Raw genomic sequence first — 19,973 nt, forward strand, 5'->3', positions numbered from 1 at the left:
GCAGCCGTCACGAGCGCAGCCGCAGCCCGCGCGGGATGGCCAGGAAGCCCGCCTCGGCGAGGGCGTCGCCGGTGGGCGTGCCCAGCACGAAGCCGCCGTTCACCGTCTCGACGGCCAGCTTGTCGACGCGACGCCCGGTGACCAGCGCGGCGAGCGCGCGCGAGGCGGCAGCGAGCGTCGGGCCGGCCTCCGCGTCCTCCGGGTCGGAGAAGGAGAGCAGGCTCTTGCCGCCGCGCTCGACGTACAGCGTCAGCTCGCCGTCGACCAGCACGACGAGGGCACCCGCCTTGCGCCCAGGTCGGTGCCCCGTCCCCGCCTCGCCGGGCACGGCCGGCCAGGGGAGGGCGGCGCCGTACGGGTTCGCGGGGTCGGTGGCGGCCAGCGCGATCGCGGAGTGCTCGCGCTCCTGCAGGGGATCGCGGGTGAAGCCGCGCAGCCGGTCGACGGTCGCCCCGGTCGCGAACTGTGCGGCGCCGAGGGTCTCGACGAAGTAGCCGCGGCGGGCGCGGCCCGTCTCCTCGAAGCCGCTGAGCACCTTGTAGGCGAGGGCGAAGCCGCCGGGCGTCCCCTCGTTCATGACCGAGCCGCGGGTCACGACGCCGTAGCGGTCGAGCAGCGTCTCGGCCTGGCCGTGCGCGCGCACCGTGGAGTCGAGGTCGCGTTCCGGCAGCAGGGACCAGCGGCCGGCGACGGTCGGCGGTCCCATCCGGGTCACCATCGCCGAGCGTGCCGCTGCCCGGCCGCGGTACATGCGCGCCCGTGTCGGCTGCCGCGGTCGCTTGTGGGCGCCGGAGCCGCCGCCGGTCAGCGTGCGGAGCGGAGCGAGCGTGTCGTTCGTGACGAGGCCCGCCCACACCAGGTCCCAGAGCGCGGTCACCAGGGCGGCGTCGTCGACGGGCTCGCCGGCGGCGACCCCCATCGCGTCCGACAGCTGCCGGAAGAAGAAGCCGCCGCCGCGCGACAGCGCGTCCAGCACCCCGCGCTGCAACTCGTCCGGTTCGTGCTCGCCGGGAGGCGCGAGGGTGAGCGGCGCGCTGTCGGTGAGGTGGAGGCTCATCCATCCGTCCGAGCCGGGCAGCGAGCCGTCGCCCGCCCAGATGACCTCGCCGGTGGCGGTGAGCTCGTCGAGCATGGTCGGGCTGTAGTCGGCGACGCGGCTCGGCAGGATCAGCGATTCCCACGCGGACGCCGGGATGCGCGCGCCGGCGAGCTGCTCGATGACCGAGGCCACCGCATCCACGCCGCGCAGCGTCGAGCCGACGTGCTGCCAGTCGGGGAGGAACCGCGCGAAGGTCGCGGTGTCGACCGGCTCGACCTCGTGGCGCAGGGCGGCGAGCGACATCCGCCGCAACCGTCGGAGCACCTCGGCGTCGCTCCACTCGCTGCCGTGCGCGTGCGGCCGGAACTCGCCCTCGACCACGCGGCCGTCGTGCGCGAGCCGCCGCAGCGCGTCGTGCACGATGGCGGTGCCGAGGCCGAACCGCGACGCGACGTCCGCGGTCTCGAACGGTCCGTGGGTGCGCGCGAAGCGACTGACGAGGTCCCCGAGCGGGTCGTCGACCGGCTCGATGAAGGCGACCGGGACGCCGATGGGCAGGGGCACGCCCAGCGCGTCCCGCAACCGGCTGGCGTCCTCGATCGCCGAGAAGCGCTCGACGCCGGCGATCGTCACGGCGAGGGCGCGCTTCGCGTCGACCAGCGCGGCGAGGTGGCCCGCCGCCTCGGCGACGTCCTCGTTCTCGGATCGCGCCGCGACCTCCTCCGCGTTGAGCGGTCCGAGCAGGCGCAGCAGATCGGCGACGCCCTCCAGGCCTCGCACGCGGCGCTCGGGGTCGAGTCGCTGCAGTTGCAGCTCGACGCGCTCGATCACCGCGGGGTCGAGCAGTTCCCGCAGCTCGGCGCGTCCGAGCAGCTCGGCGAGCAGACCGGTGTCGAGCGACAGCGCCGCGGCCCGGCGCTCGGCGAGCGGGCTGTCGCCCTCGTACATGAACGCCGCCACGTAGCCGAAGAGCAGGGACCGCGCGAACGGCGAGGCCGTCTCGGTCGCGGCCTCCACGATGCGGATGCTCCGCTGCTCGATCTGCTTGGCGATCTCGTCCAGCGCGGGGAGGTCGTAGACGTCTTGCAGGCACTCGCGGATGGTCTCGAGGATGATCGGGAAGCTCGGATACTTGCGCGCCACATCCAGCAGTTGCGACGCCTTCTGCCGCTGCTGCCAGAGCGGCGACCGCTTGCCCGGGTTGTACTTGGGCAGCAGCAGGGCGCGTGCCGCGCACTCGCGGAACCGCGAGGCGAACAGCGCCGAGCCGCCGACCTCGTTCGTCACCAGCTCGTCCAGCTCCTGCGGCTCGAAGACGAAGAGCTCGCCGCCGGGAGGCTGGGATTCCGTGTCGGGAATACGCACGATGATGCCGTCGTCCGCCGCCATGGCGCCCGCATCGATCCCGTAGCGTTCCCGCACGCGCGCCTGCACCGCCAGCGCCCACGGCGAGTGGATCTGCATGCCGTACGGGGAATGCAGGATGACGCGCCAGTCGCCGAGCTCGTCGCGGAAGCGTTCGACGACCAGCGTGCGATCGGTCGGAACGTATCCCGTCGCGGTCTTCTGCTCGGCGAGGAACGACAGGAGGTTGTTCGTCGCCCACGCGTCGAGCCCCGCCTCCACGCAGCGCAGCTCGGCGTCGGCGGGGGAGGCCGTGCTCAGCTCGCGCTGGAAGGCGCCGACCGCGCGCCCTAGCTCCACCGGGCGACCGAGCCCGTCGCCCTTCCAGAACGGCAGGCGGCCCGGCTCGCCGAAGGCGGGCGTCACCAGCACGCGGTCGTGGGTGATCTCCTGGATGCGCCAGCTTGTCGAGCCGAGCGCGAACACGTCCCCGACGCGCGACTCGTAGACCATCTCCTCGTCGAGCTCGCCGACACGGCTGGCCTTCTCGCCCACCATGTACACGCCGAAGAGGCCGCGGTCCGGGATGGTGCCGCCGCTCGTCACCGCGAGCCGCTGCGCGCCGGGACGTCCGGTGATCGCTCCGGTGTCGCGGTCCCAGACCACGCGCGGCCGCAGCTCGGCGAACTCGTCGGACGGGTAGCGCCCGGCCAGCAGGTCGAGCGTCGCGTCGTAGGCGCTGCGGGGGAGCGTCGCGAACGGTGCGCTCCGGCGGACCATGTCGAACCAGTCGTCCGCGTCGATCGGCTCGAGGGCGCAGGCCGCGACCGTCTGCTGGGCCAGGATGTCGAGCGGGTTCGCCGGCACCCGGAGCGTCTCGATCAGCCCCGCGGTCATCCGCTCGGTGGCGACGGCGGAGTGGATGAGGTCGGCACGGTGCTTCGGGAAGACGACGCCGCGGCTCACCTCGCCCACCTGGTGGCCGGCGCGGCCGACGCGCTGCAGCCCGCTCGCGACCGACGGCGGCGCCTCCACCTGGATGACCAGGTCGACCGCGCCCATGTCGATGCCCAGCTCGAGGCTGGAGGTCGCCACGACGCAGCGCAGGCGTCCGGTCTTGAGGTCGTCCTCGATGAGCGCGCGCTGCTCCTTGCTGACCGAGCCGTGGTGCGCGCGCGCGAGCACGAGGGCGTCGGCGTCGTCCGCCACGGCTTGCGCGCCGCGCGTCTGCCCGGAGCCGCCCATCAGCTCGGCCGGCGGGCGTCGTTGCGCTCCCGCGTCGAGTTCGCCGCCGAGCACGCGCTCCTCGTAGATCTCGTTGAGCCGTGCCGTCAGCCGCTCGGCCAGCCGACGCGAGTTGGTGAAGACGATCGAGGAGCGGTGCTCGACGACCCGGTCGACGATCGCCTCCTCCACGTGCGGCCAGATCGATCCGGCCTGCGGCGGCGAGCCGTCGTCGTTGCCGCTGGCGAAGGTGGAGGTGCCGAGCTCGCTCATGTCCTCGACCGGCACGACCACGCGCAGGTCGAACCGCTTGCCCGACGGCGGCGCCACGACCTCCACTGGGCCGCGGCCGCCGAGGAAGCGCGCGACCTCCTCGGGAGGGCGGACCGTCGCGGAGAGCCCGATGCGCTGCGCCGGCTTCGGCAGCAGTGCATCCAGCCGCTCCAGGGAGAGCGCGAGGTGCGCGCCGCGCTTGGTCGACGCGACGGCGTGCACCTCGTCGACGATCACCGTCTCGACCGAGGTCAGCGTCTCGCGCGCCTGCGACGTGAGCATGAGGAACAGCGACTCGGGCGTCGTGATCAGGATGTCCGGCGGGTTCGTCACGAGCGCGCGCCGGTCGGACGACGGGGTGTCGCCCGAGCGCACGCCGACCGTCACGTGCGGCGGCTCCGCGCCGAGCCGCTTGGCCGTCTGCGTCACGCCGACGAGCGGCGCGCGCAGGTTGCGCTCCACGTCGACGCCCAGCGCCTTCAGCGGCGAGATGTACAGGACCCGCGTGCCCTTCGGGGCGTCGGGAGCGCGCTGCTCGCTCGCGAGCCGGTCGATCGCCCAGAGGAACGACGCCAGGGTCTTGCCCGAACCGGTCGGCGCGATGACGAGGGCGTGCCGTCCGTGCGAGATCGCCTCCCAGGCGCCCTCCTGTGCGGGAGTGGGCGCGGCGAACGCCCCACGGAACCACTCACGGGTCGCGGGGGAGAACCGCTCGAGCACATCGCCCATCCACACCATCCTGCCCCCGACCTCCGACACCCGTAACCGCCCGCCGCGATTCGTGCCGAATGTCGACTTTGGGGTGCCGTATCCCGCGATTCGTGCCGAATGTCGCGGGAGGGGTGAGCCTCAGCGGGGCAGCCGCGCGCGGATGAAGGTGGAGATGTCGCCCAGCTCCAGCGGCGAGATGCCGTGGCCGAGCCCCTCGTAGATGCGCGCGTCGAGCGCCGAATGCCCGGGCAGCCACTCCGCCGTGCGGTCGATGGAGGCGGCCGGGATGGTGTCGTCCATCGTCCCGCGCCCCCAGAACACCGGCACCGGGTCGCGCGTGAGCGCGGCGTCGCCCTCCTGCTCGCCCTGCACGACGAAGCCCGAGAGCTGCACGGCGTAGTCGAAGCGCTCCGGCGCGAGCCGCAGCAGCTGGAGGGCCATCGCGCCGCCCTGGGAGAACCCGAGCAGACCGGTCGGCGCGGCCGGTTGCTCGTCGAGCCACGTGAGCACCGCGCGGGCGGCGGCGTCGGCGTTGCCGGCGAGGGGGTCGCTCGGCACGTTCGTGAAGCGGGAGAACCAGGCGAAGCCCGGCCCTTCGGGGATGGGCGCGCGCAGCGACGCGATCACCGGCTCCAGGGGGAGGTATGCCGCGATCCCGAAGAGGTCCGCCTCGTCCGACCCGTAGCCGTGCAGGAGCACCAGCAGCGGCCGGCCTGCCCGGTCCTTCTCGCCGGCTGACCAGAGCACGGCATCGCGGTCGATGTGGAGGTCGGGTGTGGGGAACGGCACACCGACCATTCTGTCCCCCTGCCGAACCGCTTCACAGCCCCCGATCGCGTGCCGCTTGTCCACAGATCTCCGGGTCCCTGGGGGTCTCGCGGGCGCGCGTTCCGTACTATCGACCCATGAGCGTTCGCACCCCGGATCCCGATCCGACCCCCGACCCGCTGCCCGGCAACGGCGGCCAGCCCGGTCCGGCGTGGCTGAGCGACATCGAGTTGGAGCAGATCCGGCGCCGACTGCCGCTGCTGTACGTGGAGGCGGTCCCGGTGCGCGTCGACGGCCTCGGCCAGGTGACGCAGGTCGGCATCCTGCTCCGCGCCAACGCGGTGGGGGAGATGACGCGCACGCTCGTCTCCGGCCGGGTGATGTACGGCGAGACCCTGCGTGAGGCGCTGTTCCGCCACCTCGAGAAGGATCTCGGCCCCATGGCTTTCCCGCTGCTCCCCGCGAGCCCGGTGCCGTTCCAGGTCGCCGAGTACTTCCCGATGCCGGGCGTCACGGCCTACACCGATGAGCGTCAGCACGCCGTCTCCCTGGCGTACGTGGTCCCCGTCACCGGCACCTGCGAGCCGCGTCAGGATGCGCTGGAGCTCACGTGGATGACGCCGGAGGAGGCCGTCTCCCCGACGGTCGCCGAAGAGATGGAGGGCGGTCGCGGCGCTCTGGTCAAGACCGCCATGGCGTCGGTCGGGTGCGTCGCGCCCTAGCCGTCCTGGCTACTTATCCTCCGCGTCCATCCCCGCCAGCAGGGCCGTGAGCACCCGCGTGAGTCTCGGCCCGACCTCGACGATCGCGTGGCGCAGCCGCGGGTCGCTGCGGTAGACGGCCTCCAGCTCCGGCCCGGGCGTCGCCATCTGCCATTGCGCCCCGGCCATGCTCGTCGCCGTGGCGATCACGTCGATCGCCTGCAGTTCGGTGAGCCCCGGCCGCAGTCGGCGCAGCTCGCCGGCGATCACCTCGACGTGCACGTGCACGTCGAGCTTGAAGCCGCGCACCGTCTCGACCGACACGTTCCGTTCGAGGTTGAGCGGGGTGTGGGCCAGGAGGTCGCAGAACAGCGGCCGCGCCACGAGCGTGTCGCTCAGGGCCGAGGCCAGCCGCAGGGGTGATGCGGTGCGCCACGACGACAGGAGCGGCAGGAGCCAGCCCGCCCACGACCGCCACTCCTCCGCCGTGAGGCGCAGGAAGATCTGCTCCCGCGTCTCGAAATACCGCAGCAGGCCCGACTTGTGCATGCCGACCGCGTCTGCGATGTCGGTGAGGGTGACCTCCCGGGTGCCGCGACGCTCCGCCTCTGCGCGTGCTGCGGCCAGGATCGCCTCCTCGCGCGCCAGCTTGGCGTCGGCGGAGCGCGCTCGTTCGAACGGTGCCGTCGTCATGGGTCCATTCTAGTGCAACGAGGTTGCGTTATTAACGAAACAGTGTTGTACTAACTCGCATGACTGAGTTCACCTGGTTCATCACCGGTTCGTCGCGCGGTTTCGGCCGCGCCCTCGCCGAGGCGGCCCTGCGCCACGGCGACCGCGTCGCCGCCACGGCACGCACCCCCGAGCAACTCGACGACCTGATCGCCGAATACGGCGCGGACCGCGTCGTCGCCCTGCCGCTCGACGTCACCGATCCCGGCGCCGCCGCGTCCGCGCTCGCCGCTGCCCGCGACCGTTTCGGCCGCATCGATGTGCTGGTCAACAACGCCGGCTACGCCAACGTCGCGCCGATCGAGACGGGCTCTCCCAGCGACTTCCGCACACAGTTCGAGACCAACTTCTGGGGTGTGTACACCGTCTCGACCGCGGCCATCCCTCTCCTCCGCGAGCAGGGCGGCGGCCTCATCGTGCAGTTCTCGTCGGTGGGCGGCCGGGTCGGCGGCTCGCCGGGCATCGGCTCCTACCAGGCGGCGAAGTTCGCGGTCGACGGCTTCAGCCGCGTGCTCGCGGCGGAGACGGCGCCGTTCGGCGTGCGGGTGATGGTCGTCGAACCGAGCGGTTTCGCGACCGACTGGGCGGGTTCGTCCATGGGCGTCGGCGACATCCCCGCCGAGTACGAGCAGACCGTGGGAGCGATGGGGGCGATGCGCGGCACGCGGGTCATGGCGGGTGATCCGGCGCGCGCGGCGGAGATCCTGGTGCGTGTCGCGCACGCGGACGAGCAGCCGTCGCATCTCCTGCTCGGCCGCACCGCCCAGGCCATGGCGATCGACTACTCCGAGCGGCAGCTGGAGGAGGCGCGCACCTGGAGCGCCGTCAGCATCTCCGCCGACAGCGGCGAGGAGTACCCCGTCGCGCTCCCGGTCGACGCGGACTGACACTCCGGCGAGGAGTGTGAGAAAAGTCCTTGCGCAAAGAAGCTAATGGTATTAGCTTTACGGCTATGAACACTTCCATCGCCTCGCAGGTCCACTTCCTGCAGCGCCCCGAGGGACGCATCAGCTACACCGTCGAGGGCTCCGGCCCGCTCGTGGTCGCCGTCCCGGGGATGGGCGACCTCCGCTCCAGCTATCGCGAGCTCGTCGGCCCTCTGGTCGACGCCGGGTACTGCGTGGCGGTCACCGACCTCCGCTCCCACGGCGACTCCGACACGGGCTTCACCACCTTCGGCGACATCGCCACGGGGGAAGACCTGATCGCGCTGATCGACGAGCTCGGCGGCCCGGCCGTCGTGCTCGGCAACTCCATGGGCGCGGCGGCAGCCGCCTGGGCCGCGGCCGAGCGACCAGACGCCATCGCCGGGCTGGCGCTCTACGGACCGCTGCTGCGGGATCCCGCTGCGAGCCGCGCGACGGCCGCCTTCCAGAAGGCGCTGTTCGGCGTGGTCCTCGCCCGCCCCTGGGGCGCCGCGTTCTGGGCGGGCTACTACAAGAAGCCGCTCAACAAGGGACACGCGGCACCGTGGCTCGACGAGCACGTCACCGCCATCCGCGCGAATCTGCGTGAGCCCGGCCGGCTGCGCGACTTCCGGCGCCTGGCGCTTCAGCTGACGCACTCCGTCGTGGAGCCGCGGCTGCCCGAGGTGCAGGCGCCGATGATCGCGTTCGTCGGCGAGTTCGACCCCGACTTCCCCGACGCCGCGGCGGAGGCCGACTGGATCGAGTCGCTCGGCGCTCGCGTCGTCCGCGTCTCCGATGCCGCCCACTACCCGCACGCGCAGCGCCCGGACGTCACGGTCCCGGCGACGCTCGAGTTCCTCCAGGAGCGCCGTGCGGCGGGATGGGCGGGTACGCGTGCCTAGGGCGGGCCTCAGCCGGGCGTCGGTCACGGACGTCGCGCTCGAACTCGTCGACGAGGGCGGGGTGAGCGGCTTCGATCGCCTCACCCTCGCCGCCGTCGCAGCGCGCGCCGGCGTCGCCGTCCCGAGCCTCTACAAGCACGTCGCGTCGCTCGTGGATCTGCGCCGCCTGGTCGCCACGGAGGCCGTGGCCGAGCTCACCAGGGCCCTCGCGGCGGCGACCATCGGCCGGTCGGGGGAGGAGGCCGTGCGAGCGGCGGCGGTCGCCCTCCGCGGCTACGCGCACATGCATCCCGGGCGCTACGCGTCCACGCAGGTCGCTCCGCACCTGGCCGAGTCGGCCGACGCTGAGCTGGCGGCACGTGCAGGGGAGACCGTGCAGGTGCTGTCCGCCGCCCTTCGCGCCTTCGGGCTGCCGGACGACGCGAACGTGGACGCCATCCGCATCCTCCGCAGTTCGCTCCACGGCTTCATCAGCCTGGAGCTGGGTGGTGGCTTCGGCCTCCCGGACGACCTCGATCGCACCTTCGACCGCCTGGTCGCCGTGGTCATTGCGGGACTGGAGGCGATGGCGGCGCAGGGCGCGGAAGAGATCCTGGAGTCTCGCCCCGCCTAGGGCCGCTCGCGGCTCGCGATGTCGTCGGAGAGCCGCTGCACCTCGGCGGGATCCGCGTCCCGGGCGAGGGCGACGTAGTGGTCCATGACCGCCGGCCGGTAGCGCACGGGCAGCGTCTGTCCGGGCGAGAGCCGCGTGAGCTCGGTGATGGTGAGGTCTTCGTCAGCGATACCGCGGAACGAGATACCGTCGGCCGTCTCCACGTCGAGCATCAGGACCACACGTGGGCTGCCGTCGCTGCTGACCTCGCGCCAGTCGACGAGGACTCCGAGCGCAAGCGTCCCCGTGCGCAGTTCCGCCTTGCGCTTGCGGGCAGCACTGCTCAGGTACGGGTTCGGGACGACGCCCGGGAAGTCGGGCCCGACGCCCAGCGATTCCCGGCTGAGGTCGGGCCGGAGCTGCTCCACCAGATCGCTGAGACTGCGCTTCTTCTTCGAACCGAACATCCCGATCTCCCCCTCGCATCGGTGCCGGAGTCTGAGTCCGGCGCTTCGCATCACCGCGATCCTATGCGGTGGCCCGCGAAACGAGAGCGGGGCCGCGACGCGCCCCGGCCGTGATGACCGGATGGCGTGTCGCGACCCCGCTCTGCGTGGAGTGCCGGGTGCCGGGCTCAGCCGCGCGCGCGGCGCGAGCCGAGGCCGCGGCTGGTGCTGCCGTTGACCAGGTCGCCCATGCGGATCTGTCCGCCCGAGCGACGGTTGTCACCGCCGCGCGACGGCGACTGCTTCGCCGACGAGCGCTCGGTGCCGTGGCGACCGCCCTCGACCGCGTCGCGTCCGCGACCGCCGTGCGAGCCGCTGCCGGCCTGGCCGCCGCGACCCTGACCGCCCTGGCCGTTCTGGCCCTGGCCGCCCTGGCCGCCCTGGCCGCGGCGACGCCCCTGGCCGTTCTGCTGCTGACCATCGCGCTGCTGACCGTCGCGCTGGCTCGCGCCCGCGCCGTCACCGGCCGAGCCGTTCCCGCGTCCGCGGCGACGGCGTCCGCCGCCGGCCGACTCGCCGGAGGGGGCCTGCGTGCGGCGCTGGCCGCCCGACTTCTGCGCGCCGGAGCGTCCGCCGCCGGCCTGTGCGCCGCCCTGGCGTCCGCCGCCCGATGCCGCGGGGGCGTCGGTGGGGGCGATGCGCTCGGCCGGCTCGCCGACGAGCTCGGTGACGGCCGGGGAGTCGGCGGTGACCTTCTGCGGGGTCACAGTGATGGCGGCGTTGCGCAGGAGGACCTTCACATCGCCGGCCTGCTCGGTGAGCATCACGGTGACCACGTCGCCCGCGCTGCCCGCACGAGCGGTGCGGCCGGAGCGGTGGAGGTACGCCTTGTGCTCCGCCGGCGGATCCACGTGCACGACGAGCTCGACGTCGTCCACGTGCACGCCGCGCGCGGCGACGTCCGTGGCGACGAGCACGCGCACCTCGCCCGAGCCGAACGCGGCCAGGTTGCGGTCGCGGGCGGGCTGGGAGAGGTTGCCGTGCAGGTCGACCGCGGGCACGCCCGACGAGGTGAGCTGCTTGGCGAGGCGCTTGGCCTGGTGCTTGGTGCGGGTGAAGAGGATGCGGCGGCCGCGCCCCGAGGCGAGGGCCGTCACGAGGTCCTTCTTGGCGTCGGCGTCCCGCACCTCGAAGACGTGGTGGGTCATCGCCGCGACGTGGCTGGTGGCCTCGTCGACGGAGTGCATCGCCTCGTTCTGCAGGAACCGCTTCACGAGCTTGTCCACGCCGTTGTCGAGCGTGGCGGAGAACAGCATGCGCTGGCCGCCGGTGGGGGTCTTGTCCATGATGCGCGTGACGACGGGCAGGAAGCCGAGGTCGGCCATGTGGTCGGCCTCGTCGAGCACGGTGATCTCGATCCGGTCGAGCGAGATCTCGCCCTGCTTCATCAGGTCGTCGAGGCGGCCGGGGCAGGCGACGACGATGTCGACGCCGGCACGGAGGGCCGCGACCTGACGGCTCTGCGAGACGCCGCCGAAGATCGTGGTGATGGCGAGGCCGGCCGAGTCGGCGAGCGGCTTCAGGGTCGCGGCGATCTGCGTGGCGAGCTCGCGGGTCGGGGCGAGCACGAGGCCGCGCGGGCGGCTGCTGCGGCCGCGGCTGGGCGCGCCGTCGGAGAGCCGGGCGACGAGGGGGAGGCTGAAGGCGATGGTCTTGCCGGAGCCGGTCTTGCCGCGTCCGAGGACGTCGCGGCCCGACAGGGTGTCGGGCAGGGTGTCGGCCTGGATGGGGAACGCCTCGGTCTTGCCGTCGGCCGCGAGAACGGCGACGAGAGGAGCGGGCACGCCGAGATCGGCGAAGGTCGTGGTGGTCACTGGTGCCTTTCGGGCATAAGGCCCCGGCGCGGGTTTTTCGGACGCACGGGACGTAATGGCGAAGGTGCGGGATGCACGTTTCGTTCGCCGTGAGAAAGTGGCGCAGGCGGGGCGGTGCCCGTCGCTTGCGCGGTGCGTTCTACGACGCAGGAGCCGTCGGATGGCTCGCAGTGACACCATCCTACCGTGTCTGGCTGGGAGCGCAGTCCCGGGTGGAGGTCGTAGACTTTCGGCCCGGAATCGAGAGGCGGTCATCGGGTGCACGAATCGGAGCTCGATCGCGAACGCGCGGTCGTCGAGGGCCTGTACGAGCGTCTGGACGCCCTGCGCGCCGAAACGGCCGAACGCCTGACCCGGGTGCGCCGCGAATCGGTGGGCGGAAACCACCAGGCCCGCAGCGAGCGGGACGCGTTCGCCCGGCTCTATGAGGATCAACTCATCCAGCTGCGCGACGTGGATGCCCGCCTGGTCTTCGGCCGCCTCCTGCTGGAGGAGACCGTCGACGGCTCGGCCCACCGGTACATCGGACGCATCGGCCTGCGCGACGACGACCAGCGCTCGCTGCTGATCGACTGGCGTGCGCAGCAGGCCGGCGCCTTCTATCAGGCGACGGCGAACGAGCGGATGGGCGTGCGCGCCCGCCGCCACCTGACCATGACCGGCCGGGAAGTCGTCCGGATCGACGACGAGGTCTTCGACGAGGCCCTGCTGTCCGGCGACCGGGCCGCGGGCGAGAGCGTGCAGGGCGAGGGCGCGCTCCTCGCCGCGCTCAGCGCGCAGCGCACCGGCCGCATGGGCGACATCGTCGCGACCATCCAGGCCGAGCAGGACCGCATCATCCGCTCCGACCTGCGCGGTGCGCTCGTCGTGCAGGGCGGCCCCGGCACCGGCAAGACCGCCGTCGCGCTGCACCGCGCCGCGTACCTGCTCTACGCGAACCGGCAGCGGCTGGGTTCGTCCGGTGTGCTGGTGGTGGGCCCGTCGACCGCGTTCCTGCGCTATATCGAGGCCGTGCTGCCCTCGCTCGGCGAGACCGGCGTCGTGCTGCAGACGCTCGGCGAGCTGTTCCCCGGGGTGGAGGCGACGACCGACGACGAGGCCGAGGCCGCGCGCCTGAAGGGGTCGGCGCAGATGGCGCGGTTGCTCTCGCGGGCCGTGCGGTCGCGGCAGAAGGCGCCGGATGCGCCGCAGACCGTGGTCGTCGACAACGAGCGCCTCGTGGTGCAGCCCGACCTGGTCCAGCGCGCCATCGCCAAGGCCCAGCGCTCCGGCAAGCCGCACAACGTCGCGCGCGTCACGTTCGTCAAGCACGCCCTCGGCGAGCTGACGGATCAGCTCGCCGCCCAGCTGCGGGCCTCCGGCTCCACGTTGGACGAGGCGGATCTGAAGGTGCTGCGGGAGGACCTGCGCACCTCCTACGACATCCGCGTCCTGCTCAACACGGCCTGGCTGCCGCTCACCCCGCAGAAGCTCCTGCAGGACCTGTACGCGCGTCCCGCCTGGCTCACGGAACTGACCCCGCGGTGGAGCGCCGAGCAGCGCGCCGCCCTGCTGCGTGAGCGCTCCGCGCCGTTCACCGTCTCCGACGTGCCCCTGCTCGACGAGGCCGCCGAACTGCTCGGCGACTTCCCGGGCCGGCCCGATCCCGCCGCCCGCGAGCGCGACCGGCAGCGCAAGCGCGACATCGAGAACGCCAAGGCCGCCATCCGCAACATGGGGGTGGAGGGCCTGGTCAGCGCCGAGCAGCTGGCCGACGGGTTCGCCGAGCAGGAGGACCGCGGCACCACGGCCGAGCGCGCCTCCGCCGACCGGTCGTGGACCTACGGGCACGTGGTGGTCGACGAGGCCCAGGAGCTCTCGCCGATGCAGTGGCGCGTGCTCGTCCGCCGGTGCCCGATGCGGTCGTTCACCATCGTCGGCGATATCGCGCAGGTGTCGTCGCCGGCCGGCGCGACCAGCTGGGCCGCTGCGCTGCAGCCGTACTTCAAGGACTCCTGGCGGCTCGAGGAGCTCACGGTCAACTACCGCACGCCGGCCCAGATCGCCCAGGAGGCGGAGCGCATGGCGCAGAGCGCGGGCCTCCCGATCACCCCGACGCGCTCCGTGCGCGAGGGCGACTGGCCCATCCGTCGCGTGAGCGCGGACGGCGCCACTCTGCCCGACGCGGTGGTGGCGGCGGTCGAGCACGATCGGGGCATCGATACCCAGGGCACGCTCGCGGTGATCGCTCCGGTGCGGGAGGTGGAGGCGGTCGCGGCGGCGATCACGGCGCGCTACGGCGAGCACGCGGGCCGCGGCGCCGCTGGTCTGAACCGCCCGATCGCGGTGCTCAGCGGCTACGAGGCCAAGGGGCTCGAGTTCGACGCCGTCGTGCTCGCCGATCCCGGTGCGCTCGCCGCGGAGACCGCCCGTGGGGCGGCGACCCTGTACGTCGCGATGACCCGGCCGACCCAGCGACTGACGCTCGTCGCGCGCTGACGGGGACCGGCCGGGCTGAGCTACGCGTACGTCCCGGAGTACCGCTCGCCGACCGGCACCTCGGTCGCGAGCGTGTTGCCCGCCTGTGCGAGCGGGCAGGCCCATGCCGGGTCGTACGCGCACGACGGGTTGTACGCGAAGTTGAAGTCGAGCACGATGGTGGCCTCGTCGCCGTCCGCGTCGAGCCCCAGGTCGGCGCCCTTGATCGTGTCGATGAGGTAGCGGCCGCCCCCGTAGGTGCCCCCGGGACGCCCGGCGAGCGCATCCTTCACCGGCACGAAGATCCCGCCGCCGTACGACGAGAGGCGCCAGACGTCGAGCGTGCCGGCGAGCGGGATGCGCACCGTGCCGAGCAGCTCGAACGGCACGACGCCGTCGGTGCCGGTCTCGACATCCATCCGCCGCGGTTCGGCGGGCGCGTGGATCGGCAGCTCGAACCGCCACTCCGGGTCGTAGGCCGCGACCGGCAGCCCGGTGAAGCGCGCGCGGTCCTCTTCGAGCAGCGGGGAGGCCGGATGCGACGAGAACAGGTCGTCGCGGCACGAGATCCAGTGGGCGTGCGCCGCGACCGGATCCGTGCCGGCGAGCCGGCGGACCGAGGCGTACAGGGCGAAGACGCGCCGTCGCCAGTCGGCGGTCTGCACGGCGGTGACCGCGCGGGAGGCGGCGGGTGCCTCGCCGGCTCCGGTGGCCGGGTCGTCTTCGACGGTGCTCATGCTCACTCCTCGGTTCGGCCGGGCTCGTCCGGTTCTTCCGCCACGCTAGCGGCTGGCGGGTCGTAGGCCCAGGTCGGCGCGAGGCGGCGCAGACGGTGCCCGCGCCACTGCCAGAACGCCCACAGCGTGTACCAGGCGACGGGCGTGAGCGCGCCGGCCCGCACGATCAGCTGGTCGCGGTAGAGGGTGCGCAAGCGCCCGTCCGCGTCCGGCCCGGCCGGGTCGGGGGCGATCGCCATGCGGTGGTCCAGGTGCGGGATCGCGGAGAGCACTCCGCCCGTGCCACCCCCGCTGTCGCGCAGGATGCGGGTGGCGTGCTCGGCCGCTCCGGCCGGTCGCAGCGTGTCGAGCCGGATGGCCTGCGTCCCGACGGTGAACGCGCCGAGCGCTCGCACCCGCACGCGGTGCTCGCCATCGCCCCACACCGTGGGGAATGAGGAGTCGCCGTCGGGCCGGAAGTCGAGCCACGGCAGCGCCACCTCCCGGAACGCGGTCGGGCTCTGCAGGGCGCGCCAGGCGGCGTCGGGATCGCAATCGAGGAGGAACTTGAGCAGCACGCGCATCCTCCCAGTGTCGTCCCGTGCGGAGCCGGCCGGGCAGGTTTCCCGGCGCATTCCCGACTCCGCCTGGCGCACGGTGTCGGTGGGATGCGCTAGAACGGGAGCATGGCGATCCGCTACTGGCTGGGCGTGGTGCAGCGCGACCACGTGCTCCGTGGCGTCGCGGGCGGTTTCGCGCAGGTCAACCACGGCGCGCGCGGTCCGCTCGAGTGGATGGGCCCGGCCGACGGGTTCGTCTACTACTCGCCGAAGACCACCTACCCCGACGGTGACCCGCTCAAGGAGTTCACCGCCGTCGGCCGCGTCGCCGACGGGGAGGCGTTCCAGGTCACGCAGGGGGAGTCGATGCGCGGTCCGGCCGGCGACTTCCGCCCGTGGCGGCGGCGGATCGAGTGGGACCACGATGCCATCCCCACCCCGATCCGGCCCTTGCTCCCGTCGCTCGACTTCACCCGCGACAACCGCGACTGGGGCTACCAGCTGCGCCGCGGGGTGATCGAGATCAGCCGGCACGACTTCGAGCTGATCCGCCGCCAGATGAGGCCGTCACCCGGCGAAACACGGCCGTCGCGGCCGGCGCCCCGCATTACGATGGCCCGGTGACCGAGCCGACCACCCTCCCGACCACGACCGCCTCCGACACTCCCGACACCCCCGCCGCGCACCGCCAGGCCAAGTACCAGGTGCGCTTCGACTGGGCCGCCGACGGCGCACGGGCGGTCGCCGGCGACGCCGACATCGTGATCTGGGTCGACACGCTCGGCGACGGCGCGATCGCCGCTGCGGCACCCGACCTCGCGGCCGTCCCCGGCCGGGGCGCCGTCGTGGCCGCCGGTCTCACCAATCCCGCGGCCGTCGCGTCCTGGGCGCTCGCGGAGCAAGTGCGCCTCGGCCGTCGCGCGATGATCGCGGTCGTCGCGGCCGGCGGCTCGACCGCGAGCGGATCGACGCGATTCGCCGTCGAGGACCTCCTCGCCGCCGGTGCCGTGATCGACGCGCTCGCCGCTCTCGGCATCGACTACAGCTCCCCGGAGGCGGCCGCCGCGTGCGCCGCGTTCACGGGCCTGCGCGGAGCCGTCGCGCACCTCCTCACCGCCTCCGTCTCGGGCCAGGAGCTCGTGGCGGCCGGCGTCGCCCCGGCCGACATCGCCCCCGCCGGACGGCTCGGCACGGTCGACGCGGTCGAGGTGCTGCGCGCCCCCGCCGACTGACAGGCGACCTCGCGGCGGAGGGGAGTACCCTCCCGGAATGATCGGTCCGCACGACGCGTTCCGCTCTGCGAGGAGGTTGCATCATGAAAGCAGTCCTGAACGACACTGTCATCGCCGAGGCTCCCGAGGAGGAGCTGATCCGCATCGAGGGCAACTGGTACTTCCCGCCCGCGAGCGTCAACACGGAGTACCTGGTCGAGAGCGCCACTCCGTACACCTGTCCCTGGAAGGGCGAGTGCCAGTACTTCTCCGTGAAGGACGGCGGCGCGCTCCTGCAGGACCGCGCGTGGTCATACCCCACGCCGTACCCGACCGCGTTCGACCGCGTGGGCAAGGACTTCAGCGACTACGTGGCCTTCTGGAAGGAAGTCCAGGTCGTCGAGTGACCTGACCCGCGACGGGACGCGATCGGCATGAGCGGATCTCGGGCAGCGCGAGCGGCGGGCGTCGCGGCGGTCGCCGCGACCGTCCTCGCGGTGCTGGCCGCCTGCGCGCCACCGGCTCCGTCGCCGACCGCGTCCCGCACGGCCACCTCCACTCCACAGCCGCGCCCGACGGGAACGTCCTCGGCGGTGGCGGCCGTGCCGTTGCAGCCCGCGGGGGATGCGACGGTGCTCGAGACCGGGCTCGACGCGCCCTGGTCGATCGTCCCCCTCCCGAGCGGATCGGCGCTGATCAGCGAGCGCGACTCCGGGCTGATCCGCGAACGGCTGCCGCAGGGCGGCCTGCGCGATGTGCGCACCGTCCCCGGCGTCGTGCACGCGGGGGAGGGCGGACTGCTCGGCCTCGCCGTCCCCGCCGGGTCCGAGCCGGCCCGGCTCTACGCCTACGAGACGACCGCGGACGACAACCGGGTCGTCCGCCTCCCGCTCACCGGCGTGCCCGGCAGCTACACGATCGGCGCCCCCGAGACGGTGATCGCAGGCCTCCCGAAAGGCTCGAACCACAACGGCGGCCGCATCGCCTTCGGGCCGGACGGGATGCTCTACGTCACGGTCGGCGACGCCGGCGACACGGATCGCGCCCAGGACCTCTCGTCCCTCGGCGGCAAGATCCTGCGTGTGACGCCCGACGGCCAGGTGCCCGCCGACAACCCGTTCCCGGGCTCGCCGGTGTGGAGCTACGGGCACCGCAACCCGCAGGGCATCGGCTGGGACTCGCGCGGCACGATGTGGGCGAGCGAGTTCGGGCAGGACACCTGGGACGAGCTGAACATCATCCGTCCCGGCGCGGACTACGGCTGGCCGGTCGTCGAGGGCATCGCCGGCGATCCGAAGTACACCGACCCCGTGCAGCAGTGGCGCACGTCCGAGGCGAGCCCGAGCGGGCTGGCCGTGGTCGGCGACACGATCTTCATCGCCGCCCTCCGCGGCGAGCGGCTCTGGACCGTGTGGTCCACCGCGGGCGGCGCGCCGGTGACGGCGGAGGCGTTCTTCGACGGCACGTACGGCCGGCTCCGTGACGTCGTCTCGCGCGGTGACCGCCTCTGGGTGCTGACGAACAACACCGACGGGCGCGGCGATCCCCGATCCGGGGACGATCGGCTACTGGAGGTCGCGCTCGCGCCTGCTGATCCCGCACGGCTCCCGGGCTGAACCGGACCGTCGGAGGGCCGCGGGCGGCGCCGCGACAGGTAGTCTGGATCCCGAACCGCACGATTCGGGAGCAGAACCCTGAACATCATCCTCGGATACGATCCGTCCACCTTGCGCGAGCGCGTCGACCTTCGCGCTGCCGGCGCCCGGTTGGACGAACTCGGCAACCTGCGCAGCATGAGCGCGCTCAACGAGAAGACCGTGCTGCTCCGTCTCCTCGGCCGGCTCGACGAGGCGCTCACGATCGGCACCGAGGCCGTGCGTCAGGCCCGTTTCACCGGCGACCGCGAACAGCTGATCGGCGCCCGCATCCGCCGTGCCCAGGTGCTGCAGTACCTCGGAAAGTACGACGAGGCCGTCGTCGAGCTGAGCGACTGCGTCACCGAGACCCGGGGCCGCGAGTGGACCGCGCTGGAGGCGTTCGCCATCCAGAGCCGCGGCAAGGTCTACTTCGACATGAAGGACTACGACAACGCCCTCTCCGACATGACCGCCGCGGTGTTCCTGCGGGAGAAGCTCGGTGCGTCCCCCGCGGAGATCGAGGGCGCCCTCCTCGCCGTCGCCGTCGTGCAGTCCCTGTCGGAGGCGCAGCGCGATCAGCCGACGCGCGACGAGCAGCGCCACGACGAGCAGGGATGACCCTCGCGCCGATACCTGGAAGGCTCGCCCGGGCCCGCGTAGGATTCCGGGCATGACCGGATGCGCCGCCCACTCCACCGCCGGGGGAGTCGCCCTCGGAGGAGTCGCGCACTGATGGCGGAACTGGACCGCGTGCGCCGGTGGGCAGACGCCCTCATCGCCCTGCACCTCGACCCGGCCGTGTGGAGCTTCGGCTTCGACAACGCGAAGACCCGTGCCGGGCTGTGCAACTACACGACCAAGACGATCACGGTGTCGCGCTACCTGGCGACGCGGTACGACGACGACGAGATCCACCAGGTGCTCCTGCACGAGGTGGCGCACGCGCTCGCCGGGTCGCGCGCCGGGCACGGCCCGCGCTGGCGTGCGATCGCGCTCGACCTCGGCTACGAGGGCAAGCGGCTGCACGGCGGCGCCATCGCCGACGAGCTGGCGCCGTGGGTCGGCACCTGCCCGAACGGGCACACGCACTACCGCTACCGCAAGCCCGCCCGGGCGCTGGCGTGCGGGGCGTGCAGCCGCCGGTTCGACGCGGCGAACCTCATCTCGTGGCAGCACCGGGAGGTCACGCCCGCTCAGCGACGCACGGCGGCAGCGAGCGCGGCCGAGGAGTCGTCCACCCGCGCGCTGCGGTAGGGGACGGCGCGGCTCAGGCCGTCTGGGCGGCCAACCGCTCGTCGAGGCCCGCGCGCACGGCCGGCCACTCTTCGCTGAGGACGGAGTACACGGCGGTATCGCGCCAGCTGCCGTCGGCGCGGGGCTGGGTGTGCCGCAGGACGCCCTCGAACTGCGCGCCGAGGCGCAGGATGGCCGCCCGGGAGCGCTCGTTGAGCACGTCCGCCTGCAGCTTCACCCGCTCGAGCCCGTGGTCGAAGGCGGCGCCGAGGAGCAGGCGCTTGGCCTCCGCGTTGACCCGCGTGCCCCAGACCTCCGGCGCATAGGCGGTCCAGCCGATGTGGGCGGAGCCGTTCGCCAGGTCGAAATCGCCCAGGGTGGTGGTCCCGACGATCCGGTCGCCGTCGCGCAGGGTCACGGCGTAGACGTTGCCCGCGTCCCACGCGAGGTACTCCAGCATGAACGCGCGCCACTCCTCGTAGGTGTCGCGGTACGCGGCGGGGCCGCCTCCCCAGCCGCCGGCGAAGACCTCGGGATGCCCGATGGCGTCGAAGAGGTCGGGCAGGTCGTCGAGCGTGAGCGCGCGGAGACGCACGGTGGTCCCCTCGAGCACGGCGGCGGGATCGGGACGGCGAGCGGTCATCC

General features: G+C 73.0%; 19 protein-coding genes. 11 read left to right on the top strand and 8 right to left on the bottom strand.

All coding sequences use genetic code 11. The features are described 5' to 3' along the window. Positions 1–7: 7 nt before the first annotated feature. Both FHX33_RS18725 and FHX33_RS18730 read right to left on the bottom strand, forming a co-directional pair. On the bottom strand, positions 8–4,609 hold the full coding sequence (locus FHX33_RS18725) for an ATP-dependent helicase (RefSeq protein ID WP_183428853.1): 4,602 nt from the start codon (positions 4,607–4,609) through the stop codon (positions 8–10). A gap of 120 nt (positions 4,610–4,729) precedes the next feature. Then, a complete protein-coding gene (locus FHX33_RS18730; protein WP_039923636.1) occupies positions 4,730–5,380 on the bottom strand; it encodes an alpha/beta hydrolase in 651 nt (216 codons plus the stop codon). Between the two features lie 116 nt (positions 5,381–5,496). Between FHX33_RS18730 and FHX33_RS18735 the strand changes: the two genes are divergently transcribed. Continuing rightward, a complete protein-coding gene (locus tag FHX33_RS18735; RefSeq protein WP_021764903.1) occupies positions 5,497–6,081 on the top strand; it encodes an NUDIX hydrolase family protein in 585 nt (194 codons plus the stop codon). A 9-nt stretch (positions 6,082–6,090) separates the two neighbouring features. On the opposite strand, the gene FHX33_RS18740 is transcribed toward FHX33_RS18735, so the two are convergent. Further along, on the bottom strand, positions 6,091–6,753 hold the full coding sequence (locus tag FHX33_RS18740; protein ID WP_021764904.1) for a TetR family transcriptional regulator: 663 nt from the start codon (positions 6,751–6,753) through the stop codon (positions 6,091–6,093). 59 nt (positions 6,754–6,812) lie between these two features. Between FHX33_RS18740 and FHX33_RS18745 the strand changes: the two genes are divergently transcribed. From FHX33_RS18745 to FHX33_RS18755, 3 genes are all read left to right on the top strand, one after another. Further along, complete coding sequence (locus FHX33_RS18745) at positions 6,813–7,679, top strand: SDR family NAD(P)-dependent oxidoreductase (RefSeq protein ID WP_183428854.1); 867 nt, start codon at positions 6,813–6,815, stop codon at positions 7,677–7,679. 65 nt (positions 7,680–7,744) lie between these two features. Next, positions 7,745–8,602 carry an alpha/beta fold hydrolase gene (locus FHX33_RS18750; RefSeq protein WP_183428855.1) on the top strand — a complete coding sequence of 286 codons (858 nt, stop codon included), beginning with the start codon at positions 7,745–7,747 and terminating at the stop codon, positions 8,600–8,602. Continuing rightward, positions 8,595–9,215, top strand: a complete 621-nt coding sequence (locus tag FHX33_RS18755) for a TetR/AcrR family transcriptional regulator (protein WP_021765182.1) — start codon at positions 8,595–8,597, stop codon at positions 9,213–9,215. The genes FHX33_RS18750 and FHX33_RS18755 overlap by 8 nt, the downstream gene beginning before the upstream one ends. Here FHX33_RS18755 and FHX33_RS18760 read toward each other — a convergent pair. Together FHX33_RS18760 and FHX33_RS18765 are read right to left on the bottom strand one after the other, a co-directional pair. Next, positions 9,212–9,661: a hypothetical protein gene (locus tag FHX33_RS18760; RefSeq protein WP_021765181.1), complete on the bottom strand. Its 450-nt coding sequence runs from the start codon at positions 9,659–9,661 to the stop codon at positions 9,212–9,214. The two genes, FHX33_RS18755 and FHX33_RS18760, sit on opposite strands and share 4 nt — an antisense overlap. Positions 9,662–9,828: 167 nt before the next feature. Continuing rightward, complete coding sequence (locus FHX33_RS18765) at positions 9,829–11,514, bottom strand: DEAD/DEAH box helicase (protein ID WP_183428856.1); 1,686 nt, start codon at positions 11,512–11,514, stop codon at positions 9,829–9,831. Positions 11,515–11,772: 258 nt separating this feature from the next. On the opposite strand from FHX33_RS18765, the gene FHX33_RS18770 reads away from it, so the two are divergent. Next, positions 11,773–13,992, top strand: a complete 2,220-nt coding sequence (locus tag FHX33_RS18770) for a HelD family protein (RefSeq protein WP_021764020.1) — start codon at positions 11,773–11,775, stop codon at positions 13,990–13,992. Positions 13,993–14,012: 20 nt separating this feature from the next. Here FHX33_RS18770 and FHX33_RS18775 read toward each other — a convergent pair whose 3' ends face one another. Further along, positions 14,013–14,708, bottom strand: coding sequence for a DUF1684 domain-containing protein (locus tag FHX33_RS18775; protein WP_021764021.1), 696 nt, complete (start codon positions 14,706–14,708; stop codon positions 14,013–14,015). A gap of 2 nt (positions 14,709–14,710) precedes the next feature. Then, the gene (locus FHX33_RS18780; RefSeq protein WP_021764022.1) at positions 14,711–15,271 is read right to left on the bottom strand and encodes a hypothetical protein; all 561 of its coding nucleotides are present in this window, start codon (positions 15,269–15,271) and stop codon (positions 14,711–14,713) included. 102 nt (positions 15,272–15,373) lie between these two features. On the opposite strand from FHX33_RS18780, the gene FHX33_RS18785 reads away from it, so the two are divergent. The 6 genes from FHX33_RS18785 to FHX33_RS18810 all read left to right on the top strand — a co-directional run bounded on the left by FHX33_RS18785 (position 15,374) and on the right by FHX33_RS18810 (position 19,349). Next, positions 15,374–15,871, top strand: coding sequence for an EVE domain-containing protein (locus FHX33_RS18785; protein WP_021764023.1), 498 nt, complete (start codon positions 15,374–15,376; stop codon positions 15,869–15,871). Then, entirely contained in the window at positions 15,868–16,479 is a 612-nt protein-coding gene (locus FHX33_RS22225; protein ID WP_183428857.1) for a 2-phosphosulfolactate phosphatase, read from the top strand. Before FHX33_RS18785 ends, FHX33_RS22225 begins: the two co-directional genes overlap by 4 nt. 83 nt (positions 16,480–16,562) lie before the next feature. Continuing rightward, positions 16,563–16,865 carry a DUF427 domain-containing protein gene (locus FHX33_RS18795; protein WP_021765634.1) on the top strand — a complete coding sequence of 101 codons (303 nt, stop codon included), beginning with the start codon at positions 16,563–16,565 and terminating at the stop codon, positions 16,863–16,865. Positions 16,866–16,892: 27 nt separating this feature from the next. Then, positions 16,893–18,074 carry a PQQ-dependent sugar dehydrogenase gene (locus tag FHX33_RS18800; RefSeq protein ID WP_183428858.1) on the top strand — a complete coding sequence of 394 codons (1,182 nt, stop codon included), beginning with the start codon at positions 16,893–16,895 and terminating at the stop codon, positions 18,072–18,074. Positions 18,075–18,185: 111 nt separating this feature from the next. Then, the gene (locus tag FHX33_RS18805) at positions 18,186–18,713 is read left to right on the top strand and encodes a tetratricopeptide repeat protein (protein WP_021758117.1); all 528 of its coding nucleotides are present in this window, start codon (positions 18,186–18,188) and stop codon (positions 18,711–18,713) included. Between the two features lie 114 nt (positions 18,714–18,827). Next, on the top strand, positions 18,828–19,349 hold the full coding sequence (locus FHX33_RS18810; RefSeq protein WP_179701410.1) for a SprT-like domain-containing protein: 522 nt from the start codon (positions 18,828–18,830) through the stop codon (positions 19,347–19,349). Between the two features lie 13 nt (positions 19,350–19,362). Here FHX33_RS18810 and FHX33_RS18815 read toward each other — a convergent pair whose 3' ends face one another. Beyond that, positions 19,363–19,971 carry a GNAT family N-acetyltransferase gene (locus FHX33_RS18815; RefSeq protein ID WP_183428859.1) on the bottom strand — a complete coding sequence of 203 codons (609 nt, stop codon included), beginning with the start codon at positions 19,969–19,971 and terminating at the stop codon, positions 19,363–19,365. Between the last annotated feature and the right edge of the window lie 2 nt (positions 19,972–19,973).

This window comes from Leifsonia aquatica (genome assembly GCF_014190775.1).
GTDB classification, from domain to species: Bacteria; Actinomycetota; Actinomycetes; order Actinomycetales; family Microbacteriaceae; genus Leifsonia; species Leifsonia aquatica.